This is a genomic window from Mesorhizobium sp. C120A, assembly GCF_030323105.1.
Lineage (GTDB): Bacteria > Pseudomonadota > Alphaproteobacteria > Rhizobiales > Rhizobiaceae > Mesorhizobium.
In genome coordinates, this window is record NZ_CP100476.1 from 3,741,385 (window position 1) to 3,763,623 (window position 22,239).

Below are 22,239 nucleotides of genomic sequence, written 5' to 3' on the forward strand. Positions count from 1 at the left end.
CCTCTCTGAGTTTAGCCTTGGAGCTTCCCGTTTGTTTTTGTTGTCAACGATCCGGAACGAATGGCTGCCCCAAGGAAGCCGGCGTGTTCATCATCGTCAGACGCTTGTTGCGCGAGATTAGAACGAGAACCACCACGGTTGCCAGATAGGGCAGAGAAGAAAGCAGCTGCGAAGGCACCGGAATGCCAAATGCCTGTGCATGAAGCTGGCCGATCCACACCGCGCCGAAGATGTAGGCGCCGGCCAGCACGCGCCACGGACGCCAGGAGGCGAAGACGACCAGCGCCAGCGCGATCCAGCCGCGGCCCGCGCTCATGTTCTCTACCCATTGCGGCGTGTAGACCAGCGACAGGTGGCCGCCGGCGAGGCCGGCGCAGGCGCCGCCGAAGATGACCGCGAGATAGCGGTAGCGGATGACTTTGATGCCGAGCGCATGTGCCGATGTGTGGCTGTCTCCGATCGAGCGCAGGGTGAGGCCGGTGGGGGTCTTGAACAGGAACCACATGACGGCCGCCGTCAGCGCGATCGAGATGTAGAAGATTGGGTCCTGGCCGAACAACAGCCTGCCGACGACGGGAATGTCGGTGAGCACCGGAACGTAGAGGTTTGGCAGCCGCTCGCCCGGCTGGCCGACGAAGCTGGTCCCCATCATGCCGGACAGGCCGAGGCCAAGCAGCGTCAACGACAGGCCGGTCGCCACCTGGTTGGTGGCGAGCGACAGCGTCATCACCGCAAACAGCAGCGAGAACACGGCACCCATGGCGATTGCCGCCAACAATCCGATCCAGGGCGATCCCGTGAGATAGCCGGCGCCGAAGCCGCCGACGGCGCCCATGATCATCATGCCTTCGACGCCGAGGTTGAGCACGCCGGAGCGCTCGACCACCAGTTCGCCGATGGCCGCTATTAAAAGCGGCGTCGCCGCCGTGGCGATGGTCAAAAGGATGTTGACGGCGATGTCCATCAGCGGGCTTCCTTCAACTTCGGCGCGGCTTCAAGCTTCGCCGCGCTTTTCGTCAGCGCCATGCCGACCAGACGGATGCGATAGTGGATGAGCGTGTCGCAGCCGAGCACGAAGAACAAAAGCATGCCCTGGAACACGCGTGCCACCTTGTCGGAAATGCCGAGCGCGCTCTGCACCGCCTCGCCGCCGAGATAGGTCAACGCCAGCACCAGGCCGGCGGCGACGATGCCGAGCGGATTGAGCCGGCCGAGGAACGCGACAATAATGGCGGTGAAGCCGTAGCCGGGCGAGATCACCGGCTGTAGCTGGCCGATGGCGCCGGAGACTTCCGAAATGCCGGCAAGCCCAGCCAGCGCGCCTGACAGCAGGAAGGCGAAGAACACCATGCGGTTGAGGCCGAAACCGGCGAAGCGCCCTGCCCTCGGGCTGGAGCCGAGCACGCGGACCTCAAAACCCTTGAGCAGGCGGCTCATCAGCACCCAGATCAGCACGGCTGCAACAAGCGCGAAGACAAAACCCCAATTGGCGCGGCCGGCATCCGGCATCAGTTCCGGCAGGACCGCCGAGTCGTTGAACTGGATCGTCTGCGGGAAACCGTGGCCCTGTGGATCGCGCCAGGGGCCGCGCACCAGCCAGTCGAGGAAAAGCTGGGCGACATAGACCAGCATCAGGCTGGTCAGGATTTCGTTGGTGCCGAAGCGCGTCTTCAAGAGAGCCGGGATTGCTGCATAGGCGGCACCGCCGACCATGCCGAACAACAGCATCAGCGGCAGCACAAGCGGGCCTTCGAACCCGGGAAACAGCACCGGAATGGCCGAGCCGAAAATGCCGCCGAGGATGAACTGTCCCTCAGCGCCGATGTTCCAGATGTTGGCCTTGTAACAGACCGACAGGCCGACCGCGATCAGGATCAACGGCGCGGCCTTGATCGCCAGCTCATGCAGCTGCCAGACCTGGCTGATCGGCTCGATGAAATAGATCTCAAATGCGCTCAGCGGGTTGACGCCGAGCAGCGCGAACAGAACCGCGCCGGCGATGATCGTTAGGGCGAAGGCGATGAAGGGCGACAGCGCCGAAAAGAGCATCGAGCGCTGCGGGCGTTTGACGAGTTCGAGGCGCATCATGCCGTCTCCAGACCATGTTCGGCGTGGCCAGGCTCGGCGCCGCCCATCAACAGACCGACCTTTTCGAAAGTTGCCTCGGCGATCGGCAGCGGTTTGGACAATTCGCCATTGTGCATGACCGCGATCGCGTCCGAAATCTCGAACAGCTCATCGAGATCCTGGCTGATGACCAGAACTGCCGAGCCGCTGCGCGCCAGTTCGATCAGCGCCTGGCGGATGTGGGCGGCGGCACCGGCGTCGACGCCCCAGGTCGGCTGGTTGACGACCATGACGGCAGGGCTGCGGTCGAGTTCGCGACCGACGATGAATTTCTGCAAATTGCCGCCCGAAAGGGCCGCAGCTTCCGGATCGGGCGCGCTCTTGCGCACATCCATCGCCACGATGATGCGCTGGGCGGCGGCATAGACCGCACCGCTTTTGACGGCGCCGCCGGCGCCGACAAAAACCTTGCCGTCGGTGGCGTGCCGCGACAGAAGCAGGTTTTCCGAAAGCTTCATGCGTGGCGCCGCGCCATGGCCGAGGCGTTCTTCCGGCACGAAGGCAGCGCCCATCAGCCGCCGGCCTGTGATCGAGAGCGAGCCGGCATCCTTGCCGCGGATGCGCACGGATGCGGCGTCCTGCTGCAGCACCTCGCCGGAGACGGATTCGAAGAACTCGCCCTGGCCGTTGCCGGCGACACCGGCAATGCCGATCACCTCGCCGGCGCGCACAGTGAGGTTGATATTCTTCAGCGGAATCGAAAACGGCGTTGCCGGCTTGCGGCTGAGGGCGCGGATTTCGAGCAGCGGCTGCGCGGTCTCGATGCCTTCGGCCGGCGCACGCACCACGGCCTTCACCTCGTTGCCGACCATCATGCGGGCCAGCGACGAAGCCGTTTCCTCGCGCGGATTGCAATGGCCGACGACCTTGCCGTGACGCAGCACGGTCGCGCGGTCGCAAATGCGTTTGACCTCTTCCAGCCGGTGCGAAATGTAGAGGATGGATTTGCCCTCGGAGCGCAGGCGCTCAAGCGTTTCGAACAGCTTGTCGGCTTCCTGCGGCGTCAGCACCGAGGTCGGCTCGTCGAGGATGATGAGCTGCGGCGTCTGCAACAGGCAGCGGATGATCTCGATGCGCTGGCGTTCGCCGACCGAGAGATCGCCGACCAGCGAGTCCGGATCGAGCGGCAGGCCATAGCTGAAGGAAAGCGCCCTCGCCTTGGCCGCGATCGAGCTGATCGGTGAGCCGTCATCCAGAGACAGAGCGATATTCTCGGCCGCGGTCAGCGCCTCGAACAGCGAAAAGTGCTGAAACACCATGCCGATGCCGAGCTTCTTCGCCATGCCCGGACTGGTGATCCGCACCGCTTCCCCGTTCCAGAATATCTCGCCGGAATTGGGCTCCAGCGAGCCGAACAGCATCTTGACCAGCGTCGACTTGCCGGCGCCGTTTTCGCCAAGCAGCGCGTGGATCTCGCCCTTGGCGATGTTGAGGTCGATATGATCGCACGCCGTCAGCGTGCCGAATATCTTGGTCAGGCCACGAACCTCAAGCAGGTTCGCTCCATCATGATCTGCACTCACAGTGCCTCCCATCCGGTTCCCGGACATGTTCTGTGTTCCCGCCAACATCGTATGCGCTGGCCGCTCTCGTGCGAAAGCAGCACCCACCTTGAAAGAGCTTCAAGAATTTCAGCGGAAACTCAAGGGGTAAAGATAGACCCGTTTCGCACAACAAACCGACCGACCGGTTTTTCGTGCAAACAGTGCCTGGGCGCCGCGGCAAAGCACTGAAAGGAAGGCAAACCTCCGTCAGGGGATCAGTATTGTCGTACCCGTGGTCTTGCGCCCTTCGAGATCGGCTTGCGCCTTGCCGGCGTCCTTCAGCGCATAGCGCTGGTTGATCTTGATCTCGACCGCGCCGCTCAACACCACATCGAACAATGCCGCGGCGGAGATTTCGAGGTCTTCACGCTTGGCGTTGTAGACGAACAGCGTCGGCCTGGTAGCGAACAGCGAGCCCTTCTGCGCCAGCACCGACATCGAAAATGGCGGGATCGGTCCAGAGGACTGACCGAAAGAGACGAACATGCCGAGCGGCTTCAGACAGTCGAGCGAGGCCGGGAATGTGTCGTTGCCGACCGAATCGTAGACGACGTCACATTTCTTGCCGCCGGTGATGGCGGCGACGCCGGCGACGAAATCTTGCTCCTTGTAGTTGATGACATGGTCGAAGCCATGCGCCTTGGCGAGCTCGATCTTGTCGGTTGAGCTTGCCGTGCCGATCACGGTGGCGCCGAGATGTTTTGCCCATTGTCCCAGGATCAGCCCGACGCCGCCGGCGGCGGCATGAAACAGGATGGTGTCGCCTGCCTTCACCTTGAAGGTCCGGCGCAACAGATACTCCGCCGTCATGCCTTTAAGCATCATGCCGGCGGCCTGTTCGTCGCTGATGCGGTCCGGTACCTTGACCACGCGGTCGGCGGCGACAATGCGCTGTTCGGCATAGGCACCGACATTGACGGCATAGGCGATGCGGTCGCCCGGCTTCAGCCAGTCGATGCCTGCGCCGACCTCGAGAACCACACCTGCCGCCTCGCCGCCCGGGATCAGCGGGAAGCCGCCGGGCGGCGGATAGAGGCCGATGCGGTGATAGACATCGATGAAATTGAGGCCGATCGCGGTGTGCCTGACCAGGATCTGCCCGGCGCCGGGTTGCCCCGGATCGGCGTCTTCATAGGTCAGGACTTCCGGACCGCCATGGGCGTGGATACGGATTGCTTTGGACATTTGTGGGCTTTCCTGCGGTCAGGCTTTCTTAGTGTCCGGCTTGGCGCCGAGTTTGGGGAAGAACTGCATGATACCGCCGATGCAGGCGAGGTAAAGTCCGGTGATGGTGATGCCGACCTTGGTAAAGACGCCGACCTGTTCGCCCAAAACGCCGATCTGGTCGTAGAAGGCGGCAAGGGCCGCCTGCGCCAGCGCCAGCGCACCGAAAGCGCACCAGAGCAGCGTCATGCCAAGATTGATTGGCCGCAGCCGCACCACCCGCACGGGATGGATGAAGTTGATCGGCACGAAGGTCAGGATGCCGGCCGCCACGACGACGCCGAAGGACACCCACTGTCCGGGCTCGATGACGAACAGCGTGAACACGACCATGTTCCAGACCACCGGAAAGCCTTTGAAGAAGTTCTCCTTCGTCTTCATTCCGGTGTCGGCATAATAGATGGCGCTGGACACCACGATGATGGCCGCCGACAGGAACGACAGCCCTTCGCCCATGAAGCCGCGCTGGTAGAGTGCGAAGGCCGGGATCAGCACGTAAGTGACATAGTCGATGATGTTGTCGAGGAGCTCGCCCGACCAGGTCGGCAGGATCTCCTTGACCTCGAGCTTGCGCGCGATCGGCCCGTCTATGCCGTCGACGAACAGCGCCAACCCCAGCCACCAGAACATCGCCGTCCAGCGTTGCTCGCTTGCCGCCACCAGCGACAGGAAAGCCAGGAACGAGCCAGACGCGGTCAACAGATGCACCGAGAATGCCCGCGCCTGCGGCCAGGTGACCTTTTTCTTCGGCCTGGGTATCCGGTCGGTGATCTTTTTGGCGGCGTTTCTGGCCGTTGTGTTCTTGCTCACGGGCCCCGCCAATCCAGTTTGCAGATTTCGGCCGAGCGGCCGGCAAAGTTCCAGTTGCGGCCGAAAGCCCGCATCTTGCTCTTATCGGACCTGGCCACGATGATCTCCGGCGCGATCCAGTATTCCGAGTTGCCGATCATGGTATCCTTCTCGCGATCCTTGCCGGGAATCGGTGTGACCGCCCCGTCGATGATCTTCGGTATCTGGAAAATACGGGTCTTGTCACGCGTCTCGTAGGTGATCGGCACCTGCTCGACGCCGAGGAACTTGCCGACAAGGATCGACAACAGCGCGGTGGTTCCGCCGGCCTTCCCGGTGAAGATCCTGGTCAGCGCTTTCACCGCATAGACGGAGGCTTGCTTGTCGATGAACAGGCCTGCGGTCCAGTTGCCGCGGCTCATATAGCCTGGGATTTCCATGACCAGACCGAGATTGAGGCCGGACAGGTCGACCTCGCCGAAATGGCCTGCGTCGATGCGGAAGCCCGCCCAGGTCTGGCAATAACCCTCCGTCGGCGGATGGCTGCCAAGCGACAGTACGCAAGGACAAAAAACCGTGCAATTGCAGGAGAGTACGAGCTCTCCTTTCATTGCCCAGCCTTGCTCTGCCATGGAATTATCCCCCGTCATGCCGAGACTACTAGCAGGGCGACTGCCCAGACAAGCAGTATCGCACCGGCCACTCGGGTTGGAAGGCTGCCGGTGGTCTGTTTTTCGATCAAGGTGAACAGGCCGATCAGCGCCATCCAGAACACGTTCATCGCGCCGACGGCAAACATCACCAGCATCAGCGCCCAGCAGCAGCCGAGGCACCACAGGCCCTGCTTCAGCCCTAGCCGGAAGATGCCACCCGGCTCCGCGCTCCAGTTGGAAAACAGTGTCGAGAACGGGTTCCGGCATTTTGTCAGGCAGGCCTGCTTGAGGCTGCTGAACTAGAGGCCGGCAACCAGCAGCGCGGCCGCCGCGGCAAGGCCGCTCACCGGATCGAGCAATCGAGCGGAGGACGCAAATGCGTGGACGAGCAACGTCAGCACCGCGAAGCCGATAGAGGCGACAAGCCATGTCGAGAGGTAGCCGGCAACCAGGACCAGCGGGTGGGCCACCGGCTCGCCCTTGATGCGGGCGGTGTCGGCGATTTCACAATAGGTACGGATCATCGGCGCCGCCGACGGCAGCATCGTCGCCACGGCCATCAAAAACCACATCACGATCAGCGCCAGAACCGGTGCGCCGCCGGCATCAAGTGGTGCGGGCGTCAGGCACATGCCGAAGAAGCGGTCGAGGACATCCGGCAGCGGCAGTTGCGGCAGATATCGCAGGACCACATCGCCTGGTACGCCGGGGAGCCGGCCTTCGGCGCCGCGGATCGCCATGGCGCCGAGAATGAACCAGGCGAGCAGAATGCCGCCGGCGATGGCGATGTTGACCGTCAGGCGGGGGCTGCGGGCCAGGCTTGCCGTGGCGCGGCCGGCGCGGTCGAGATGGCTGAAATCGTCCTGCTGGCCGGTCATGACAACCGAATGAGCCTAATCGCCGCGTTGATCAAGCCGCATGGTCTGACCTATATCCATAGGTAGATACCTGCATCGCAAACTGGAAGTCCAATTTGGATCATCTCGAGACAGCACGGATACTGGTAGCCGGCAGCGGCCCTGCCGGACTGATCGCGGCGCTCGGTTTCGCCGAGGCGGGCTTTCCGGTAACCCTGGTCGGACCCGAAGCAGGCGGGCCCGATGGCCGGACCACGGCGCTGATGAACCCTGCTCTCAAGGTTCTCGATCGGCTGGGCGTGCTGGCCGAACTTGCGCCGAAGGCCGCGCCGCTGAAGGTCATGCGCATCGTTGATGCGACCAGCCGGCTGATCCGCAGCCCGGTGGTGACTTTTCGCGCCATAGAGATCGGCGAGGAGCAGTTCGGGCTCAACCTGCCCAACAGTGCGCTGAACCCGACGCTGGCCAAGTCCGTCGCGGCGCATCCCGGCATCGAATGGCTGACGTCGATGGTCGAGAGTTGGCGTCTGGACGCCGATCAGGCGCATGCCGTCTTGACTGATGGTCGCGAAGTCTCGGCCGCGCTTGCGGTCGCTGCCGATGGGCGCCTGTCGCCGGCGCGCGAGGCGGCAGGCATCGTGGCCTCGGTGCGATCCTACCGCCAAGCGGCGCTGGTGTTGAATTTCGGCCATCGCAGCGAACACGGCTTCACCTCGACCGAGTTCCACACAGAGACCGGGCCGTTCACCCAGGTGCCCCTGCCCGGCAACCGCTCCAGCCTCGTCTGGGTGGTGAAACCGGAGGCGGCGAAGGACCTCGCCGCACTCGATGACGCGACGCTTTCCGAGCGTGTCGAGCAGCAGATGCAGTCGATGCTGGGCCGGGTGTCGGTCGAGCCCGGCCGACAAATTTACCCGCTTTCAGCGGCATCACCGGGGCGCTTCGCGCAAAACCGTGTGGCGCTGGTCGGCGAGGCTGCACATGTGTTCCCGCCGATCGGGGCCCAAGGTCTAAACCTCGGCATCAGGGACGTCGAGGATCTGATTGGAATCGCACGCGAAAATCGCGGCGACCCTGGCGCCGCAAGGGCTTTGGCCGCCTATGATTCCAGGCGCCGTCCCGACGTTCTGGCGCGTTCGGGCGCGGTCAACCTGCTTAACATGTCGTTGCTGTCGGACATGTTGCCGGCGCAGATGGCACGCAGCGCCGGCCTCAATGTGCTCGGCAGTTTCGCGCCGCTGCGCGCCTTTTTCATGCGCGAAGGCTTGAGGCCGGGCAGCGGCTTTGCGGCGCTTACCGGCGGTTCAGGGAAACAGGTCCGGCGGTAAGATGCCGTGGCGGATCATGTAGAGCAGCCCGGTCACCGTCAGCACCGAGAGGCAGGTGGTGATCAGCACGCTGGCCGACGCGCGTTGCACCCAGACGCCATATTGCTGGGCGATGACGAAGACGTTGGTTGCGGTCGGTAATGCCGCCAAAAGCACGGCTGAAAAAACCCAGATTTCGGAAAAGTTCCCGATCCAGCTCAGCACGACGTAGCAGAGCGATGGATGCAGGATCAGCTTCAGCGCCGCGATCGACGCCAACTCATGCGGCACGCGGTTGAGGGGCCGGAGCGCAAGCGTCACGCCCATGGCAAACAGGGCGCAAGGGGCGGCCGCCCGAGACAGATATTCGAGCAGGCGATCGACCGGCTGCGGTGGGTGAAAGCCGAGATAGGCGGCGCCCACGCCAAGCGCGGTCGCGATGATGAACGGGTGCAGGACGATTTTCCTGACTACGCCGAGGATGAGCCGCCACGGCGATGTCTTGTCGTCGCCCGACAGCGCCATCATCATCGGCGCGATGGCGAAATGCATGATATTTTCGAAGCAGAAGATCAGCGCGACGGGAACCGCCGCCTGTTCGCCGAAGGCGAGCAGCGCCAGCCCCGGCCCCATATAGCCGATATTGCCGTAGGCGGCGGCCAACGCCTTGATCGTCGACTGGGCGATCTCGCCGCGCGACGCCGTCACCGACCATACGAACATGATCGAGAAGATCGTGTAGGTGGAAAAGACCGAGCCGAAGATGAAGCGCCATTCGGTCAACTGCTCGAACGGCGTCCGGGCCAGCAATTGGAAGAACAGGGCAGGAAGCGCGACATAGACGATGAAGGTGTTCATCCAGCCAAGCGCTTCCAGCGGCTGCCTGGTCATGCGCGCGACCAGAAAGCCGATGAAAATCAGCCCGAAGAACGGAAGAACAAGACCGACAATGTCAGACATTTTTGCCCTGGCCCGAAACCCCGGGACCGGGCTAGCCCGTAGCTTCATCGGGCGTCAAGCGCTTCGGCATTGAACTGACACGCTATCTGCGCCAAATAAAGCCTGATCCCAGACCTAAGTCGGGCTCGATTTTTGGCCACAGTGTGTGTAAATTCAAAGTCTTAGAGCGCTCTTCGCACATTCGAGGGGACGCCGGGCGCTCTAGAGGCTTAGTGGTGAGTACGATGAAAACAGCCAAATTCTCGATCGGACAAGTGGTTCGCCACCGGCTGTTTCCATTCCGCGGCATCATTTTCGATGTCGATCCGCAATTCGCCAACACCGATGAATGGTACGAGGCGATCCCGGCCGACGTGCGGCCGCGCAAGGACCAGCCGTTCTACCATCTGCTCGCTGAAAACTCGGAAACCGAATACATTGCCTATGTCTCCGAGCAGAACCTGCTCGAGGACCAGTCAGGTGAGCCGGTCCGGCATCCACAGATCGGCGAGATGTTCGACAAGCGGCCGGACGGACGCTATGAGCCAAAACGCCAGTCGAGACACTGACATCACCTTGCATCGACGTGACGACAACAAAAAAAGCGGGGCATGACCCCGCTTTTTGTCGCTCCGGTATCTGTCCCGGCGATTAGTTGGCGGCTTTGGCCTTGGCCTGCTCGTCCTTGAGCTTCTTGGCGAAGTCCTGGTTGTTCTTGACGACGAAATCCTGAAGTTTTTTCTGCCGATCCTCGATGTCCGACTGCTGCAGCGGCGCGCCGTCAAAGGCGCCGCTGAAGCCGGTCAAGGCAACCTTGATGGGATTTGGCTGACTTTGGAAGTTGATCGAGGTCAGCGTGATCGCCTGTCCCTTCTTGAAGGACGCGACGAGCGCGTCGGTCAGCGGCACTTCGGCAACGCAACGGTCGGCGAAGCAAATGACATAATCCAGCTTCGTCGCCTTGCCGGCGTCTATCTGCAGGGCGATGCCGGGGGGCACCAGGCGACCTGGGGGAACCGTGACCTGGAAGACCTTGCGGTTTACCTTGCCCTTCAACTCGATCAGGCTGACGCCGGTGACGAACTGGCCGTTGCCGGCAGTGATGATGTTCTGGACATTGCAGATGTCGACATCTTCCTGCTTGGTGCAGGCCTTGAACCAACCCTGCGGAATCTGTTGCTGTGCCGAAGCGGTGGGAAGTCCGGCGCCCAGAAAGCCGACCACGCCCGCGGCCAGGACCGAAAGGCGGTATGCGTTGCTGTTCAGGCTCGTCATGTCGTGCATTTCCTCTCAAATGATCCCGGGACCGGCTTCTTCGCGCCGTGTGGTCCTGCTACCTGTTGCCGAATTGAGGCAACAGAATGACTTCGGAGCGCGTGTTACACTGCATGAGCAGCCGAATCCAGCCCGCCGCCTGCAATTCTTGGCCTCGCAATTTGGGTCGTGCGATTTGGGTTGATGTATCTGGCCGGAGCGCCGCGGCGCCATGTTAGGGTGCACTCCGAATCATCAAGCCGCCCAGTAAGGAGACGGTCATGGGCCGCATTCTTGTTTGGCTGATCGCCGCAATTTCGTTCTTCGCCTTTGCACCCGGCGTGGCGATGTCGGAACCGAAACATGCCATCGCCATGCAGGGCGAGCCGGCGCTGCCAGCCGACTACCAGCATTTCGACTACGTCAATCCCGATGCGCCGAAGGGCGGCAACATCACTTACTGCGTCGTCGGCAGCTTCGACAATCTGAACCCGTTCATCCTGAAGAGCCTGCGCACCACGGCGCGCGGCATGCAGGACCTCATTTTCGGCAATCTCGTCTTCGAGCCGTTGATGATGCGCAACTACGACGAGGCCTTCAGCCTCTATGGCCTGCTCGCAGACACAGCCGATATGGATCCCGAGCGCAAGTGGATCGAGTTCCATCTCAACCCAAATGCAAAGTGGTCCGATGGCGACCCGGTGACGCCGGATGACGTGCTGTTCACCTACGATGTCTTCACCGACAAGGGCCGCCCGCCCTACAGGGATCGCATGAGCCTGATCGCCAAGCTCGAAAAGACCGGCGATCACAGCGTGCGCTTCACCTTCAACGACAAGGCCAATCGCGAGACCCCCTTGATCATCGCGCTGACGCCGATCATCCCAAAGCACGCCTTCAACAAGGATACCTTCGACAAGACGACGTTGAAGCCGGTGATCGGCAGCGGTCCCTACATCATCGACAAGGTGCAGCCGGGACAGCGCATCGTGTTCAAGCGCAACCCGAATTACTGGGGCAAGGACATCCCTTCCAAGCGCGGCTTCGACAATTACGACCAGATCACCATCGAGTACTTCCTCAACGCCAATGCCAAGACGGAAGCGTTCAAGAAAGGCATCTGCGCCATTTACGATGAGGGCGATCCGGTCAAGCGCGAGCGCGATATCGATTTTCCCGCCTATCATCGCGGCGAGGTGATCGCCGAGACCTTCGACACCGGCATACCGCCCGTGGTGACCGGCTTCCTGTTCAACACGCGACTGGAGAAGTTTTCCAATCCGGAGGTGCGGCGCGCGCTCGGCATGCTCTACGACTTCGAATGGGCCAACAAGAACCTGTTCGGCGGCAAGTACACGCGCACGATGAGCTACTGGCAGAATTCCGAACTTTCCGCGCTCGGCCATTCCGCCAGCGACAGGGAAAAGGCGCTGCTGGCGCCCTACCCCGGCCGCGTGCCGGCCGATGTCATGGACGGCAGCTGGCGCCCGCCGGTGAATGACGGCACCGGCCAGGACCGCAAGGTGCTGAAGCTGGCGTTCGACCTGCTGAAGAGCCAGGGCTACGCCGTTAGGGACGGCGTCCTGCTGGATCCCAAGGGAAACCCGTTCGGTTTCGAGATCCTGACGGCGTCGCAGGACGAGGAACGCTTTGCCGCCATCTATCAGCGCTCGCTGGAAAAGATCGGCATCGCGGTGACCATCCGCAGCCTCGAGGCCGACCAGATCCAGTCGCGCAAGCAGCGTTTCGACTTTGAGGTTCTTGTCGGGTCGAGCGGGTTCAGCAACTCGCTGTCTCCCGGTATGGAGCAGAACCTTCGCTGGGGTTCTTCAGAGGCCAAAAGAGAAGGTTCATTCAATCTGGCCGGCGTCGCCGATCCGGCGGTCGACGCGGCGATCGACGCGATGCTGAGAGCACGGACCAAGGAAGACTATGTCGCCGCCGTGCGCGTGCTCGACCGATTGCTGATCTCCGGCAATTACATGGTGCCGATGCAGTACAACGCGCAGCAATGGCTCGCTTACTGGAATTACCTGGACCATCCCAAAAAGACGCCCATATTCGGTTATCAATGGCCGACCTGGTGGCGCAAGCCGAACTGAGCGTGGCCGAGATCGGTCTCGCTGAAACGTTCGGCTGCAGGAGATCAAGATGAGCGATGACAATTCCATTACCGTCGACGTGGTTTCCGACGTCGTCTGCCCCTGGTGCTTCGTCGGCCAGAAGCGGCTGGATAAAGCGATTGCCGCTGCCGGCGACGTTGAGGTTCATGTGCGCTGGCGGCCGTTCCAGCTCGACCCGACCATCCCGCCCGAGGGCAAGGACCGGCGCGAATACATGCTGGCCAAATTCGGCAGCGACGAGCGCATCCGTCAGATGCATGCCCGCGTAGAGCCGCTCGGCGAAGCCGAAGGCATCAATTTCGCTTTCGACGCCATCAAGGTCGCCGCCAACACGCTGGACGCGCATCGTGTCATCCGCTGGGCCGGTGCCGCCGGTGAAGCCGTGCAGAACCGGCTCGTGCGCCGGCTGTTCCAACTGTATTTCGAGAAAGGCGGCAATATTGGCGACCACGCCGTGCTGATCGATGCCGCCCGCGAGGCCGGCATGGACGCTGCCGTGGTCGAAACGCTCCTGCCGACCGATGCCGACGTCGAGGAGGTGCGCACAGAAATCGCCACGGCATCGCGGATGGGGATCACTGGCGTGCCGTGCTTCCTGCTCGAAGGCAAATACGCCGTCATGGGCGCGCAGGACGCCGACACGCTGACTGATGCCATCCGCCAAGTCGCGGCCGCAAAGGCCAAGGGCGAACTGGAAAAGGCCGGCTAGAGCCTGTTCCATCCCGATGGAAATCGGGATGGGCTCTATCTCCTTGTTTGAGCATGATCTCTGGACAAAACGGTTTCCCGTTTGTCCGAGAAAACCGGCAACCACTTTTCGGGATCATGCTCGGGTTATTTCACCGTCACCTTGGCTTTGCTGAGGAAGAAGCCATGCCCGTTGCTGCCCGTGCAGGTCAGTCCCTTGGTTGACGACTGGCAGGTAAGCGGCCCTTTGCTCCAGCTGTTGCCATAGGCCAGCTTCGCGACATCGCTGCAGCAGCCCTGCTCTCCCGGATTCTTGATCAATGTCGCCGGGCCGTTCGGCCCAAGGATCACGGTGACGTAGCTGGGCTCGACGCGCGAACAGCTCAGTTCCGGACCGCCATCCTGTGGTTCGTAGGTGCTGGTGCCGCCCTTCGGCGTGTAGATGCAGCCGATGTTGCCGGACGGAGCATTGAACTCGATTTGCCCTTCGGCGCTTGCCGGAATGGTCTGGCTGACGGCATGCGCAAGAGGCAGCCAGGCAAAGAGCGTCACCATTGCGGGAACGGCTGCGCGTGCAAGCATTGGGGAGCTTCCTTGTTGGGGACCGGACATGCATCGGTGCCGACAGTGCCCGGCAAGGTTCATTCCAGTGCGCTTGATTGTCAAACGGTGTTGAGCTGCAGCTAAAAAGCGTGGGCCAACTCATGAGCAGTCGCCGTGCAGGAGCGACGATCTTGCGTGCCCAACCATGATGGCCGGTGAAATGATTCGGGCGGCCTGGGGCGATCACGGACGGCAATTTTTCGGGCGATCCGGTTAGCGCGCGGTGGGAAAACCGGCCGACGGGCAGGCCTTTTGGTCACAAAGCCGTGTATGAGCCTTCCCTCAGGGAATATATTCGCACAGCTGAGCGTTCTCGCAACACATTGAAACAAAGGACAAATTTGACCCAAAGACGGCGATCTCGCAGTACCAACTGTTGCCTCATGGCAACGGCGGGTGGGCTGCTTCACATTCGCCGGGATAAAATTCATAGAAAATGATCAATTGGTGTTACTATCCGTAACAAAACTAAAAAGGTTTGGGCGGGATTGTGATTCGGGTCGACAGACCGCGACGTTCAATATCGGCACTTTGGAAACGCGACGCCCCCGCCGGGCCGTCGCCCCTGACGCCAGTATCGTCGATGCGGACCTTCTGGGGACTGATGCGGGCCTACTGGTTCTCGGACCGGTGGAGAGAGGCCTGGGCTCTCACCGTCGTCCTCGCACTCATCATAGCCCTGTCGAGCAAGGCCGACGTCTGGTTTACCGTGTTGGCGGGCGAACTGGCAGCCTCAATCGCTTTTTTCCACGACGCCGCGAATACCACGCCCCTTGAATCAGTGCTTACCAATGCCGGCCTGCTTGTGCTGCTGGTCGTGTTCAAGGACATGGGAATCATAGGCGCCTGCAAATTTGTATCGGCGACATTGCATCGCAAATGGCGCGCCTGGTTGAACGCGCGTTTCAATGCGGCGCTGCTTGATACCAACCATACTCACTACCACGCTCAGAATGGCTCGCCAGATGCGCCAGCGCCCGACAACATCGATCAGCGCGTGCAGGAATCCATCAAAGACATGGCGGGCGGCGCCATCGGGCTTGCCCAAGGTGTCTTCGGCGTCTTCACCTCACTTTATTTTGTCGGCGGCGCTTTGCTGGCGAATTCCGTGGAGGTAAAAGGCCTGGATGCCCTCGGCAGCTATGGCAGCGCCGTCCTCGCTCTCCTGGCGGTTGCCATCTACGTGCCGGTCAATACCTGGATCGCGATCAAACTCGGCGGAATGCTGGAGTGGCTCAATGTCAGGATGCAGAAGGCCGAAGGCACCTATCGCAGCGAGCTGATCACCTTGTTGCGCCGCAGTTTCCATGTGTCGGCGTCGCAAGGCGAAGACGTGCAAAAGACGATACATGGACGGCTCTATCTCGATATCGATACCACCTGGTCGAAGCTCAACATCGTCAACACCCTCTATGCGGGATTCGAATCGGTCTATAATTTCGTCGGGGCCAAAGTTGTCGCCTACGGACCTGGTCTGGTGCCGTTCATCCACAACGGCGTCGACCTCAAGGGCTACATAACCGGTTCCGAGCAGGTCAACGCGCTGATCAGCAAATGTTCCTGGTTCATCCATGTCATGCCGAGTCTCGCCACCTTGCGGGCCAACAGCCAGCGCGTCATCGAGTTGGCGCACGCCATTGAAAACGTCCAACAGCCGCAGGAATTCTACAGCCAGACCGGCCGTTCCGATTTCCACTATGCCAGCCAGAACCCGGTCTTCGGCCTGACCATCCAGAAGCTTGAACTGGCGCATCAGGGTGAAGACGCCACGCCGTTCCTGAGCGCAGCCAATCTGCGCTTTCGGCGCGGCGAGTGGGCATTCCTCAAGGGCGAATCCGGCTGCGGCAAGACTTCGCTGATCAAGGCGATCAACGGCTTGTGGCCTTATGGCCGCGGCACCATCGTCTTCCCTGACGGTGTGAGGAGCTTCTATGCCGCCCAGGAGGTCAAGCTGCAGCAGGTGTCGCTGAAGCAGCTGGTGTGCCTGCCCGGTTCCGAGGACGACTATGGCGATGCGCAGGTCGCGGCAGCCCTGCACAAGGCCGGCCTCGGCGATTTCATCGAACACATGGCCGATGAAAGCCGCGAGGGAAAGATCTGGGACCAGCTGCTGTCCGGCGGCCAGAAGCAGAAGCTGGTTGTGGCCCGCATCGTGCTGCAGCAACCGGGACTGTTGTTCCTCGACGAAGCGACCGGCGCGCTCGATCCGGATGGCAAGATCGCCTTCCACCAGGCCATCAAGGACAACTGTCCCGATGTCACGGTGATCAGCATCATGCATGAGGCGGTGCCGCCACGTTCGGCCTCGGGCGAGGAATTCTACCATAGCGTGGTCGCGATCGCCGACGGCGTCGCCACCAAGAGGCCGCTTGTTCCGAACCTTCCGCGCGAGCTCACCACCATCCTTACGCAGCCGCGGCCGGTCGAGGACAAATGGATGCGTTTTTCACGCCGGCTGAAGCAGAAATAGCAGCCACGCCGAAGCGCGTTCCGCCACTGGCGGCGGGGCACTCGCTCCCTCCCCTTCAATAATCATCACAGTCTCGCGATTGGGCCGGCTCCCGGCTGTTTTCCTCCACCCCCGCGATTGACTCGCCAAGATGCGCTCCTATGTTGCGCCCGCTCGCTGAATTCCAACTCGAACCCGCGAGCAGAAAGGTCACCGCGCCATGCCTGGCGACAGTAGTCGAACGCAACCGCCGTCCGCCTCGATGTGACCTCTAACGGCTCACGTCCCGCCGGACGGCAAGGAGTGAGCCATGAACGAATTTACCCCCGTCGTAGCGGGCGACGATGCCGTCGCTATCGCGCGTATCCTTGCCAATGATCACGTCGCCGATGTCGTCGAGGCCCTGAACCGGGAAGCTCGCGATACCGCGATAGAACTGCTTTGCGAAATGCCGTTCGAGCGGCTGGTCGAGATCTTCGACCAGCCTGAACTCGACGGCGCCTCCGATCTGGCCGAGGCGCTGCCGCGCGCCAAGGCGTGCAAGCTCCTGACCGCCATGTCGGTCGACCGCGCCGCCGATATCCTGCGCGAACTGGACGAACCGGCGCGCTCCGAGCTGCTCGGCGGGTTGGTCCCGCCGCTGCGGGCAACGCTGCTTTCCATTCTCGGCTATCCCGAAGGCAGCGCCGCCTCGATCATGACGACCGAATTCGTCAGCGTGCCGTCGGACTGGTCCGTCGGGCGCACGCTCGACTACATCCGCAAGGTGGAGCGGACGCGGGAGACCGTCTACGCCATCTACATCGTCGATCCAGACACGCATGTGCTGGTGCGCTCGACCGGCCTGCGCCGGCTGATCACCGGCGAGCCGGACGATCCGATCCTGTCGGTGGCGCCGGATCGCGCCCCGGTGACGGTGACGCCGCTGACCGATCGCGAGACACTGGCGCAGACGATCTCCAAATATGACCTGCTCGCGGTTCCCGTCGTCGACCACGGCAAGATCCTCGGCATCGTCACCATCGACGACATCATAGACACCATGATCGAGGAGACGACCGAGGACGCGCATCGTTTCGGCGGCATGGAGGCGCTCGACGAGCCCTACATGAAGATGAGCTTTCTCGCGATGATCAAGAAGCGCGGCGGCTGGCTGTGCGCGCTGTTCATCTCGGAGATGCTGACCGCCAACGCCATGCAAAGCTATGAAGGCGAACTGGAGAAGGCGATCGTGCTCACTCTGTTCATTCCGCTGATCATGAGCTCGGGCGGCAATTCCGGTTCGCAGGCGACCTCGCTCGTCATTCGCGCGCTGGCGCTGCGCGAGATCGGCCTTCGTGACTGGTGGCGGGTGGCGTTGCGCGAATTGCCAACCGGCCTGGTACTCGGCGCCATGCTTGGCGTGGTCGGCATCTGCCGCATCGCGCTCTGGCAGTATATGGGCTTCTACGATTATGGGCCGCATTGGCCGCTGATCGCGGCGACCGTGGGGGCAGCCCTTGTCGGCATCGTCACCTTCGGCTCGCTGTCGGGGTCGATGCTGCCGTTCGCGCTGAAACGGATCGGCTTCGATCCGGCGAGCGCCTCGGCGCCGTTCGTCGCCACGCTGGTCGATGTCACCGGCCTGGTGATCTATTTCTCGGTGGCGCTGGTCATCCTGCGCGGCACTTTGTTGTAATAAGCTTCAGGCCTCCCATCTCGGTGGCAACAGCGGCTGCCATGGGGGGTTCTTCAAGATCGAGCGCGCGGGCGTCAATCGACCCGCACGCCGTTCTTCACGCGGTAGGTAGGCTTGTACATGGTGACCAGTTCCTCCGCTGCCGTCGGGTGGACGGCCATGGTGCGGTCGAAATCATCCTTGGTGACGCCGGCCTTCAGCGGAATGCCGAGCAACTGCGCCATCTCGCCGGCGTCCGGTCCGAGAATATGCGCGCCGAGCACTTTTCGCGTAGCGCCGTCCACCACCAGCTTCGTCAGCATCCTCTCGTCGCGACCGGACAGCGTGTGCCGCATCGGCCGGAAGGTGGCGCGGTAGATTTCGATATCGGAGTAGCGCTTGACGGCATCGTCCTCGGACAGCCCGACGGTGCCGATCTCCGGCTGTGAGAAGACGGCGGTCGGAATGGTGTCGTGGTCGGGCGCGGTCGGATTGCCCTTGAATGCGGTCTCGATGAAGCACATGGCTTCGTGGATCGCCACAGGCGTCAACTGCACGCGGTTGGTGACGTCGCCGATCGCCCAGATGTTGTCGATGTTGGTGCGGGAATACTGGTCGACAACGATGGCGCCGGTTATGCCGAGCTCGATACCGACGCCTTCCAGGCCCATATTCTCGGTGTTTGGGAGGCGGCCGATGGCGAGCATGACCTGGTCGATCGTCAGCACCTTGCCGCCGGTGACCAACGCATCCAGCCTGCCGTCCGGCCGTTTGCGGACCCATTCCGACACGGCGTGGCAGAGGATCTTGATCCCCTTCTTTTCCATGGTTTCGTGCAGCATGTGCCGCAGGTCCATGTCGAAGCGCGACAGTATCTCCTTGCCGCGATAGACCAGCGTGGTGTCGACGCCCAAGCCATGGAAGATATTGGCGAATTCGACGGCGATGTAGCCTCCGCCCTCGATCATGATCGCCTTCGGCAGTTGCTTGAGGTCGAAAACCTCATTGGAAAAGATGCAATGCTCGTGACCGGGCAGCGCCGGGTGCGGCGCCGGCCGGCCGCCGGTGGCGATCAGGATCTGATCGGCGGTGACGGTGCGGTCATCGCCCAGGAGATGCACGACATGCGGGTCGACCAGCATGGCGCGCGAGTGGAACGTCTCGCCGCCGGCGCCTTTCACGTTCTTTTCGTAGATCGCTTCCAGACGGGCAATCTCGCGGTCCTTGTTGGCGACCAGCGTCGGCCAGTCGAAGCTCGCCTCCGGCACCGTCCAGCCATAGCCGGCGGCGTCGGCAAAATGCTCGGGAAATTGCGAGGCATAGACATAGAGTTTTTTCGGCACGCAGCCACGGATGACGCAGGTGCCGCCATAGCGGTATTCCTCCGCGATGCCGACACGTTTGCCGAGCGCTGCCGCTACGCGCGCCGCCCGAACCCCGCCGGAGCCGCCGCCGATGACGAAGAGATCGTAGTCGTAGCCGGCCATGCTGCTGTTCCTTGCCCCAAGAAATGTTTGAGACAGGTAGGCTGCATGAAGCCAAAAGAAAAGCCCGGTTTCCACCGGGGTTTCTGGTCCAGCGGCAAGGGTGCCGGTGGCGAAATCAGATGTCTTAGTTCTTGGGCGCTTCCGGCTGGTCACCGTCTGCGGGCGCATCGCCGTCGGCAGGTGCAGCGCCATCGGCCGGGGCAGTTGCGTTATCCGGTGCAGGCGCGGCCGGAGCAGCGGCCTTCGCGGCTGCTGCCAGCGTTTCGCCGACCTGCTGGGCGAGATCGCGCGCCAAGCCGTTCTGCCAGATGTCGGCGGCCTTGACCAGTTCGCGCGTCACGTTGGGGCCGTTGTCGAGCAGCTTCTTGCCGGCATCGGAATTGTAGAAGGCGGCGATGTCGGTGAGATCCTTCTCGGAGAACACCTTGGCATAGGCGAGCGCTGCTTCCTTCTCCAGATCGGCACGGCGCGAGGCCAGCGCCAGTGCCTTCTCGCTGACGGTCTTGCCGATCAGCTCCTGCATATCAGGGTTCTTCTGGATGAGCTGCTGCTCGAGCGAGGCCGCCGCTTGCGGCAGGATGTTGTCGAACGAGTCGGTCGCGTGGATTGCCGTGACCGCCGCCCGTGCCGCCTTCAGATGCGATTCCGTGATCTCCTGCGAGAACGCCGGGGAAGAGAAGGCGAAAACGGCCGAAGCCGCCAGAACGGCGCAAAGATTGCGAACCCGGTTATGCAACATCATGATCGGTAGAACTCCCTGGTTTTCGGGCGGCATGGACGGTTTGGATGCCGTCGCCGCCGGCGATGATGGCCGCTGACGCCAGCCCGATGAAAAGACCATGCTCGACCACACCAGGAATGGCATGGAGAGCATTCGAAAGCGCTCTTGTATCCGGAATGCGGCCAAAAGATGCATCGAGGATAAAATGGCCGCCGTCTGTAACAAAAGGCTGGCCCCCCGTCATCCTCAATGTAACCGGGCCGGAAAGGCCGAGACTTTTGGCCGCTGCCGCGACCGCGATTTCGGTCGCGCGCAGGCCGAACCGGTTGACTTCGATCGGCAAGGGAAACCGGCCAAGGGTGTCGACCATCTTCGAGCGATCGGCAATGACGATCATGCGCTGAGATGCCGCCGCGACGATCTTCTCGCGCAGCAGCGCGCCGCCGCCACCCTTGATCAGCGTCAGCGCCGCGTCGATCTCGTCGGCGCCGTCGACGGTGAGGTCGAGCTCGGGCGTTTCCTCAAGCGTCGACAGCGGCACGCCGAGTTCGCGGCAAAGGGCTGCAGTGCGCTCCGACGTCGGCACGCCGATGACGGTCAAGCCCGCGGCGATCTTTTCGGCCAGCAGCCGCACGAATTCGTCGGCCGTCGTCCCGGTGCCGATGCCGATGCGCATGCCGTCGCTGACATGGGCAAGGGCAGCCCGCGCGGCCTCGACCTTCAACTGCCTCGCATCCATGCTCGCCCCAGGGGTTTGGCTTGGTTCTGATTTTTCTGGATGCGCGCTCCTAGCACTTTTGCCCGCAGGGTCAAAGACTTTGGCTCGCACCGGCTTGCCTGAAAGAAGCGCAGCCGCTATCGCCTGCCTGCAATGCATCAGCCACAGGACAGGCCATGACCCAACCGATCATCGTGTTCGACCTCGACGGGACGCTGATCGACACGGCGCCGGATCTGCTCGACAGCCTCAACCACAGCCTTGCCGCCAGCGAGCTTGCCGCTGTCGACGAGGCCGGCTTCCGGCGTTTTGTCGGCCAGGGCGGACGGGTGATGATCGAGCGCGCGCATACCGCGCAGCAGAAATCGCTGGCGGTGGAGGAGCACGACAGGCTGCTGAAGGTGTTCCTCGACCACTACACACTCAACATCCCCGGCAAGTCCCGCCCCTACCCCGGCGTGGTCGAGGCGATCGCCCGCTTCGAGAAGGCCGGCTACCTGCTTGCCATCTGCACCAACAAATATGAGGCGAATTCGAAAGCGCTGATCGAGGCGCTCGGCCTGACAAAGCATTTCGCCGCGATCGCCGGCCAGGACACGTTCGCCTTCCGCAAGCCCGACCCGCGCCATCTCACCGAAACCATCAGGCTCGCCGGCGGTGACCCGCACCATGCGCTGATGGTCGGCGATTCGCAGACCGACATCGACACGGCCAAGGCCGCCGGCATTCCCGTGGTTGCCGTCGATTTCGGCTACACCGACCGCCATGTCAGGGAATTCGAGCCGTCGGCGGTGATTTCGCATTTCGACGCGCTGACGCTCGACCTGGCGGAACGGCTGATTGCAGCTGCGGCCGGCTGAGCGAAACGGGCGATTGCGCGGCAGCGCCTGCCCTCGCCTATTTCAGGCACAGAAGGCGGGCGCATCGCCTTGACTTCACAACCCTGCCTCCCTTATATCGCGGCTCGCTTGGCCTTCGGGCAACGAGCGGGCGATTAGCTCAGCGGGAGAGCACACCCTTCACACGGGTGGGGTCGCAGGTTCAATCCCTGCATCGCCCACCATCCAATCTGCTTGGAATCCCTAGATAATTTACTCAGC

Annotated in this window: 19 protein-coding genes, 1 tRNA gene and 1 pseudogene; 8 read left to right on the forward strand and 13 right to left on the reverse strand. The window is 62.3% G+C overall.

Features of this window, described 5'->3' with window-relative positions; translation table 11 throughout:
- Nucleotides 1-43: 43 nt before the first annotated feature.
- The 7 genes and pseudogenes from NL532_RS18125 to NL532_RS18155 form a co-directional block, all read right to left on the reverse strand.
- Nucleotides 44-964: an ABC transporter permease gene (locus tag NL532_RS18125; protein ID WP_023829828.1), complete on the reverse strand. Its 921-nt coding sequence runs from the start codon at nucleotides 962-964 to the stop codon at nucleotides 44-46.
- A complete protein-coding gene (locus NL532_RS18130; RefSeq protein ID WP_031193354.1) occupies nucleotides 964-2,088 on the reverse strand; it encodes an ABC transporter permease in 1,125 nt (374 codons plus the stop codon). Before NL532_RS18130 ends, NL532_RS18125 begins: the two co-directional genes overlap by 1 nt.
- A complete protein-coding gene (locus tag NL532_RS18135; protein ID WP_023682524.1) occupies nucleotides 2,085-3,662 on the reverse strand; it encodes an ABC transporter ATP-binding protein in 1,578 nt (525 codons plus the stop codon). Before NL532_RS18135 ends, NL532_RS18130 begins: the two co-directional genes overlap by 4 nt.
- 216 nt (nucleotides 3,663-3,878) lie before the next feature.
- Nucleotides 3,879-4,856, reverse strand: a complete 978-nt coding sequence (locus tag NL532_RS18140; protein WP_023682523.1) for a quinone oxidoreductase family protein — start codon at nucleotides 4,854-4,856, stop codon at nucleotides 3,879-3,881.
- A gap of 18 nt (nucleotides 4,857-4,874) precedes the next feature.
- Nucleotides 4,875-5,705: a phosphatidylcholine synthase gene (pcsA, locus tag NL532_RS18145; RefSeq protein WP_023682522.1), complete on the reverse strand. Its 831-nt coding sequence runs from the start codon at nucleotides 5,703-5,705 to the stop codon at nucleotides 4,875-4,877.
- Entirely contained in the window at nucleotides 5,702-6,316 is a 615-nt protein-coding gene (locus NL532_RS18150; RefSeq protein ID WP_023829829.1) for a DUF1326 domain-containing protein, read from the reverse strand. The genes pcsA and NL532_RS18150 overlap by 4 nt, the downstream gene beginning before the upstream one ends.
- 14 nt (nucleotides 6,317-6,330) lie before the next feature.
- A pseudogene (locus NL532_RS18155) lies at nucleotides 6,331-7,215 on the reverse strand (DUF2182 domain-containing protein).
- 95 nt (nucleotides 7,216-7,310) lie between these two features.
- Between NL532_RS18155 and NL532_RS18160 the strand changes: the two are divergent.
- Nucleotides 7,311-8,522 carry a UbiH/UbiF family hydroxylase gene (locus NL532_RS18160; protein WP_023829830.1) on the forward strand — a complete coding sequence of 404 codons (1,212 nt, stop codon included), beginning with the start codon at nucleotides 7,311-7,313 and terminating at the stop codon, nucleotides 8,520-8,522.
- Here the strand turns inward: NL532_RS18160 and NL532_RS18165 are convergent.
- Nucleotides 8,499-9,461, reverse strand: coding sequence for an AEC family transporter (locus tag NL532_RS18165; protein WP_023741221.1), 963 nt, complete (start codon nucleotides 9,459-9,461; stop codon nucleotides 8,499-8,501). The two genes, NL532_RS18160 and NL532_RS18165, sit on opposite strands and share 24 nt — an antisense overlap.
- 224 nt (nucleotides 9,462-9,685) lie before the next feature.
- Here NL532_RS18165 and hspQ point away from each other — a divergent pair, with 224 nt between their 5' ends.
- Entirely contained in the window at nucleotides 9,686-10,009 is a 324-nt protein-coding gene (gene hspQ, locus NL532_RS18170; protein ID WP_023668971.1) for a heat shock protein HspQ, read from the forward strand.
- 82 nt (nucleotides 10,010-10,091) lie between these two features.
- On the opposite strand, the gene NL532_RS18175 is transcribed toward hspQ, so the two are convergent.
- Nucleotides 10,092-10,715 (reverse strand): invasion associated locus B family protein, encoded by a 624-nt coding sequence (locus NL532_RS18175; RefSeq protein ID WP_023668972.1) that lies wholly within the window; start codon nucleotides 10,713-10,715, stop codon nucleotides 10,092-10,094.
- A gap of 260 nt (nucleotides 10,716-10,975) precedes the next feature.
- Here NL532_RS18175 and NL532_RS18180 point away from each other — a divergent pair, with 260 nt between their 5' ends.
- Nucleotides 10,976-12,796, forward strand: a complete 1,821-nt coding sequence (locus NL532_RS18180) for an extracellular solute-binding protein (RefSeq protein ID WP_023829831.1) — start codon at nucleotides 10,976-10,978, stop codon at nucleotides 12,794-12,796.
- 49 nt (nucleotides 12,797-12,845) lie between these two features.
- Nucleotides 12,846-13,526, forward strand: coding sequence for a DsbA family oxidoreductase (locus NL532_RS18185; RefSeq protein ID WP_023726576.1), 681 nt, complete (start codon nucleotides 12,846-12,848; stop codon nucleotides 13,524-13,526).
- A gap of 125 nt (nucleotides 13,527-13,651) precedes the next feature.
- On the opposite strand, the gene NL532_RS18190 is transcribed toward NL532_RS18185, so the two are convergent.
- Nucleotides 13,652-14,086 carry a hypothetical protein gene (locus NL532_RS18190; protein WP_023829832.1) on the reverse strand — a complete coding sequence of 145 codons (435 nt, stop codon included), beginning with the start codon at nucleotides 14,084-14,086 and terminating at the stop codon, nucleotides 13,652-13,654.
- A gap of 604 nt (nucleotides 14,087-14,690) precedes the next feature.
- On the opposite strand from NL532_RS18190, the gene NL532_RS18195 reads away from it, so the two are divergent.
- Together NL532_RS18195 and mgtE are read left to right on the forward strand one after the other, a co-directional pair.
- Nucleotides 14,691-16,577 carry an ABC transporter ATP-binding protein/permease gene (locus NL532_RS18195; RefSeq protein ID WP_023691324.1) on the forward strand — a complete coding sequence of 629 codons (1,887 nt, stop codon included), beginning with the start codon at nucleotides 14,691-14,693 and terminating at the stop codon, nucleotides 16,575-16,577.
- A gap of 289 nt (nucleotides 16,578-16,866) precedes the next feature.
- A complete protein-coding gene (gene mgtE, locus NL532_RS18200) occupies nucleotides 16,867-18,234 on the forward strand; it encodes a magnesium transporter (RefSeq protein ID WP_023829833.1) in 1,368 nt (455 codons plus the stop codon).
- Between the two features lie 74 nt (nucleotides 18,235-18,308).
- On the opposite strand, the gene gor is transcribed toward mgtE, so the two are convergent.
- From gor to rpiA, 3 genes are all read right to left on the reverse strand, one after another.
- Nucleotides 18,309-19,700, reverse strand: coding sequence for a glutathione-disulfide reductase (gene gor, locus NL532_RS18205; RefSeq protein ID WP_023829834.1), 1,392 nt, complete (start codon nucleotides 19,698-19,700; stop codon nucleotides 18,309-18,311).
- Nucleotides 19,701-19,824: 124 nt separating this feature from the next.
- Nucleotides 19,825-20,442: a DUF2059 domain-containing protein gene (locus NL532_RS18210; protein WP_023668979.1), complete on the reverse strand. Its 618-nt coding sequence runs from the start codon at nucleotides 20,440-20,442 to the stop codon at nucleotides 19,825-19,827.
- Complete coding sequence (gene rpiA / locus NL532_RS18215; RefSeq protein ID WP_023726579.1) at nucleotides 20,429-21,160, reverse strand: ribose-5-phosphate isomerase RpiA; 732 nt, start codon at nucleotides 21,158-21,160, stop codon at nucleotides 20,429-20,431. The genes NL532_RS18210 and rpiA overlap by 14 nt, the downstream gene beginning before the upstream one ends.
- A 155-nt stretch (nucleotides 21,161-21,315) precedes the next feature.
- Here rpiA and NL532_RS18220 point away from each other — a divergent pair, with 155 nt between their 5' ends.
- Nucleotides 21,316-21,999, forward strand: a complete 684-nt coding sequence (locus tag NL532_RS18220) for a phosphoglycolate phosphatase (protein WP_023691328.1) — start codon at nucleotides 21,316-21,318, stop codon at nucleotides 21,997-21,999.
- Nucleotides 22,000-22,127: 128 nt separating this feature from the next.
- Nucleotides 22,128-22,202, forward strand: a tRNA-Val gene (locus NL532_RS18225).
- The last annotated feature ends 37 nt before the right edge of the window (nucleotides 22,203-22,239 follow it).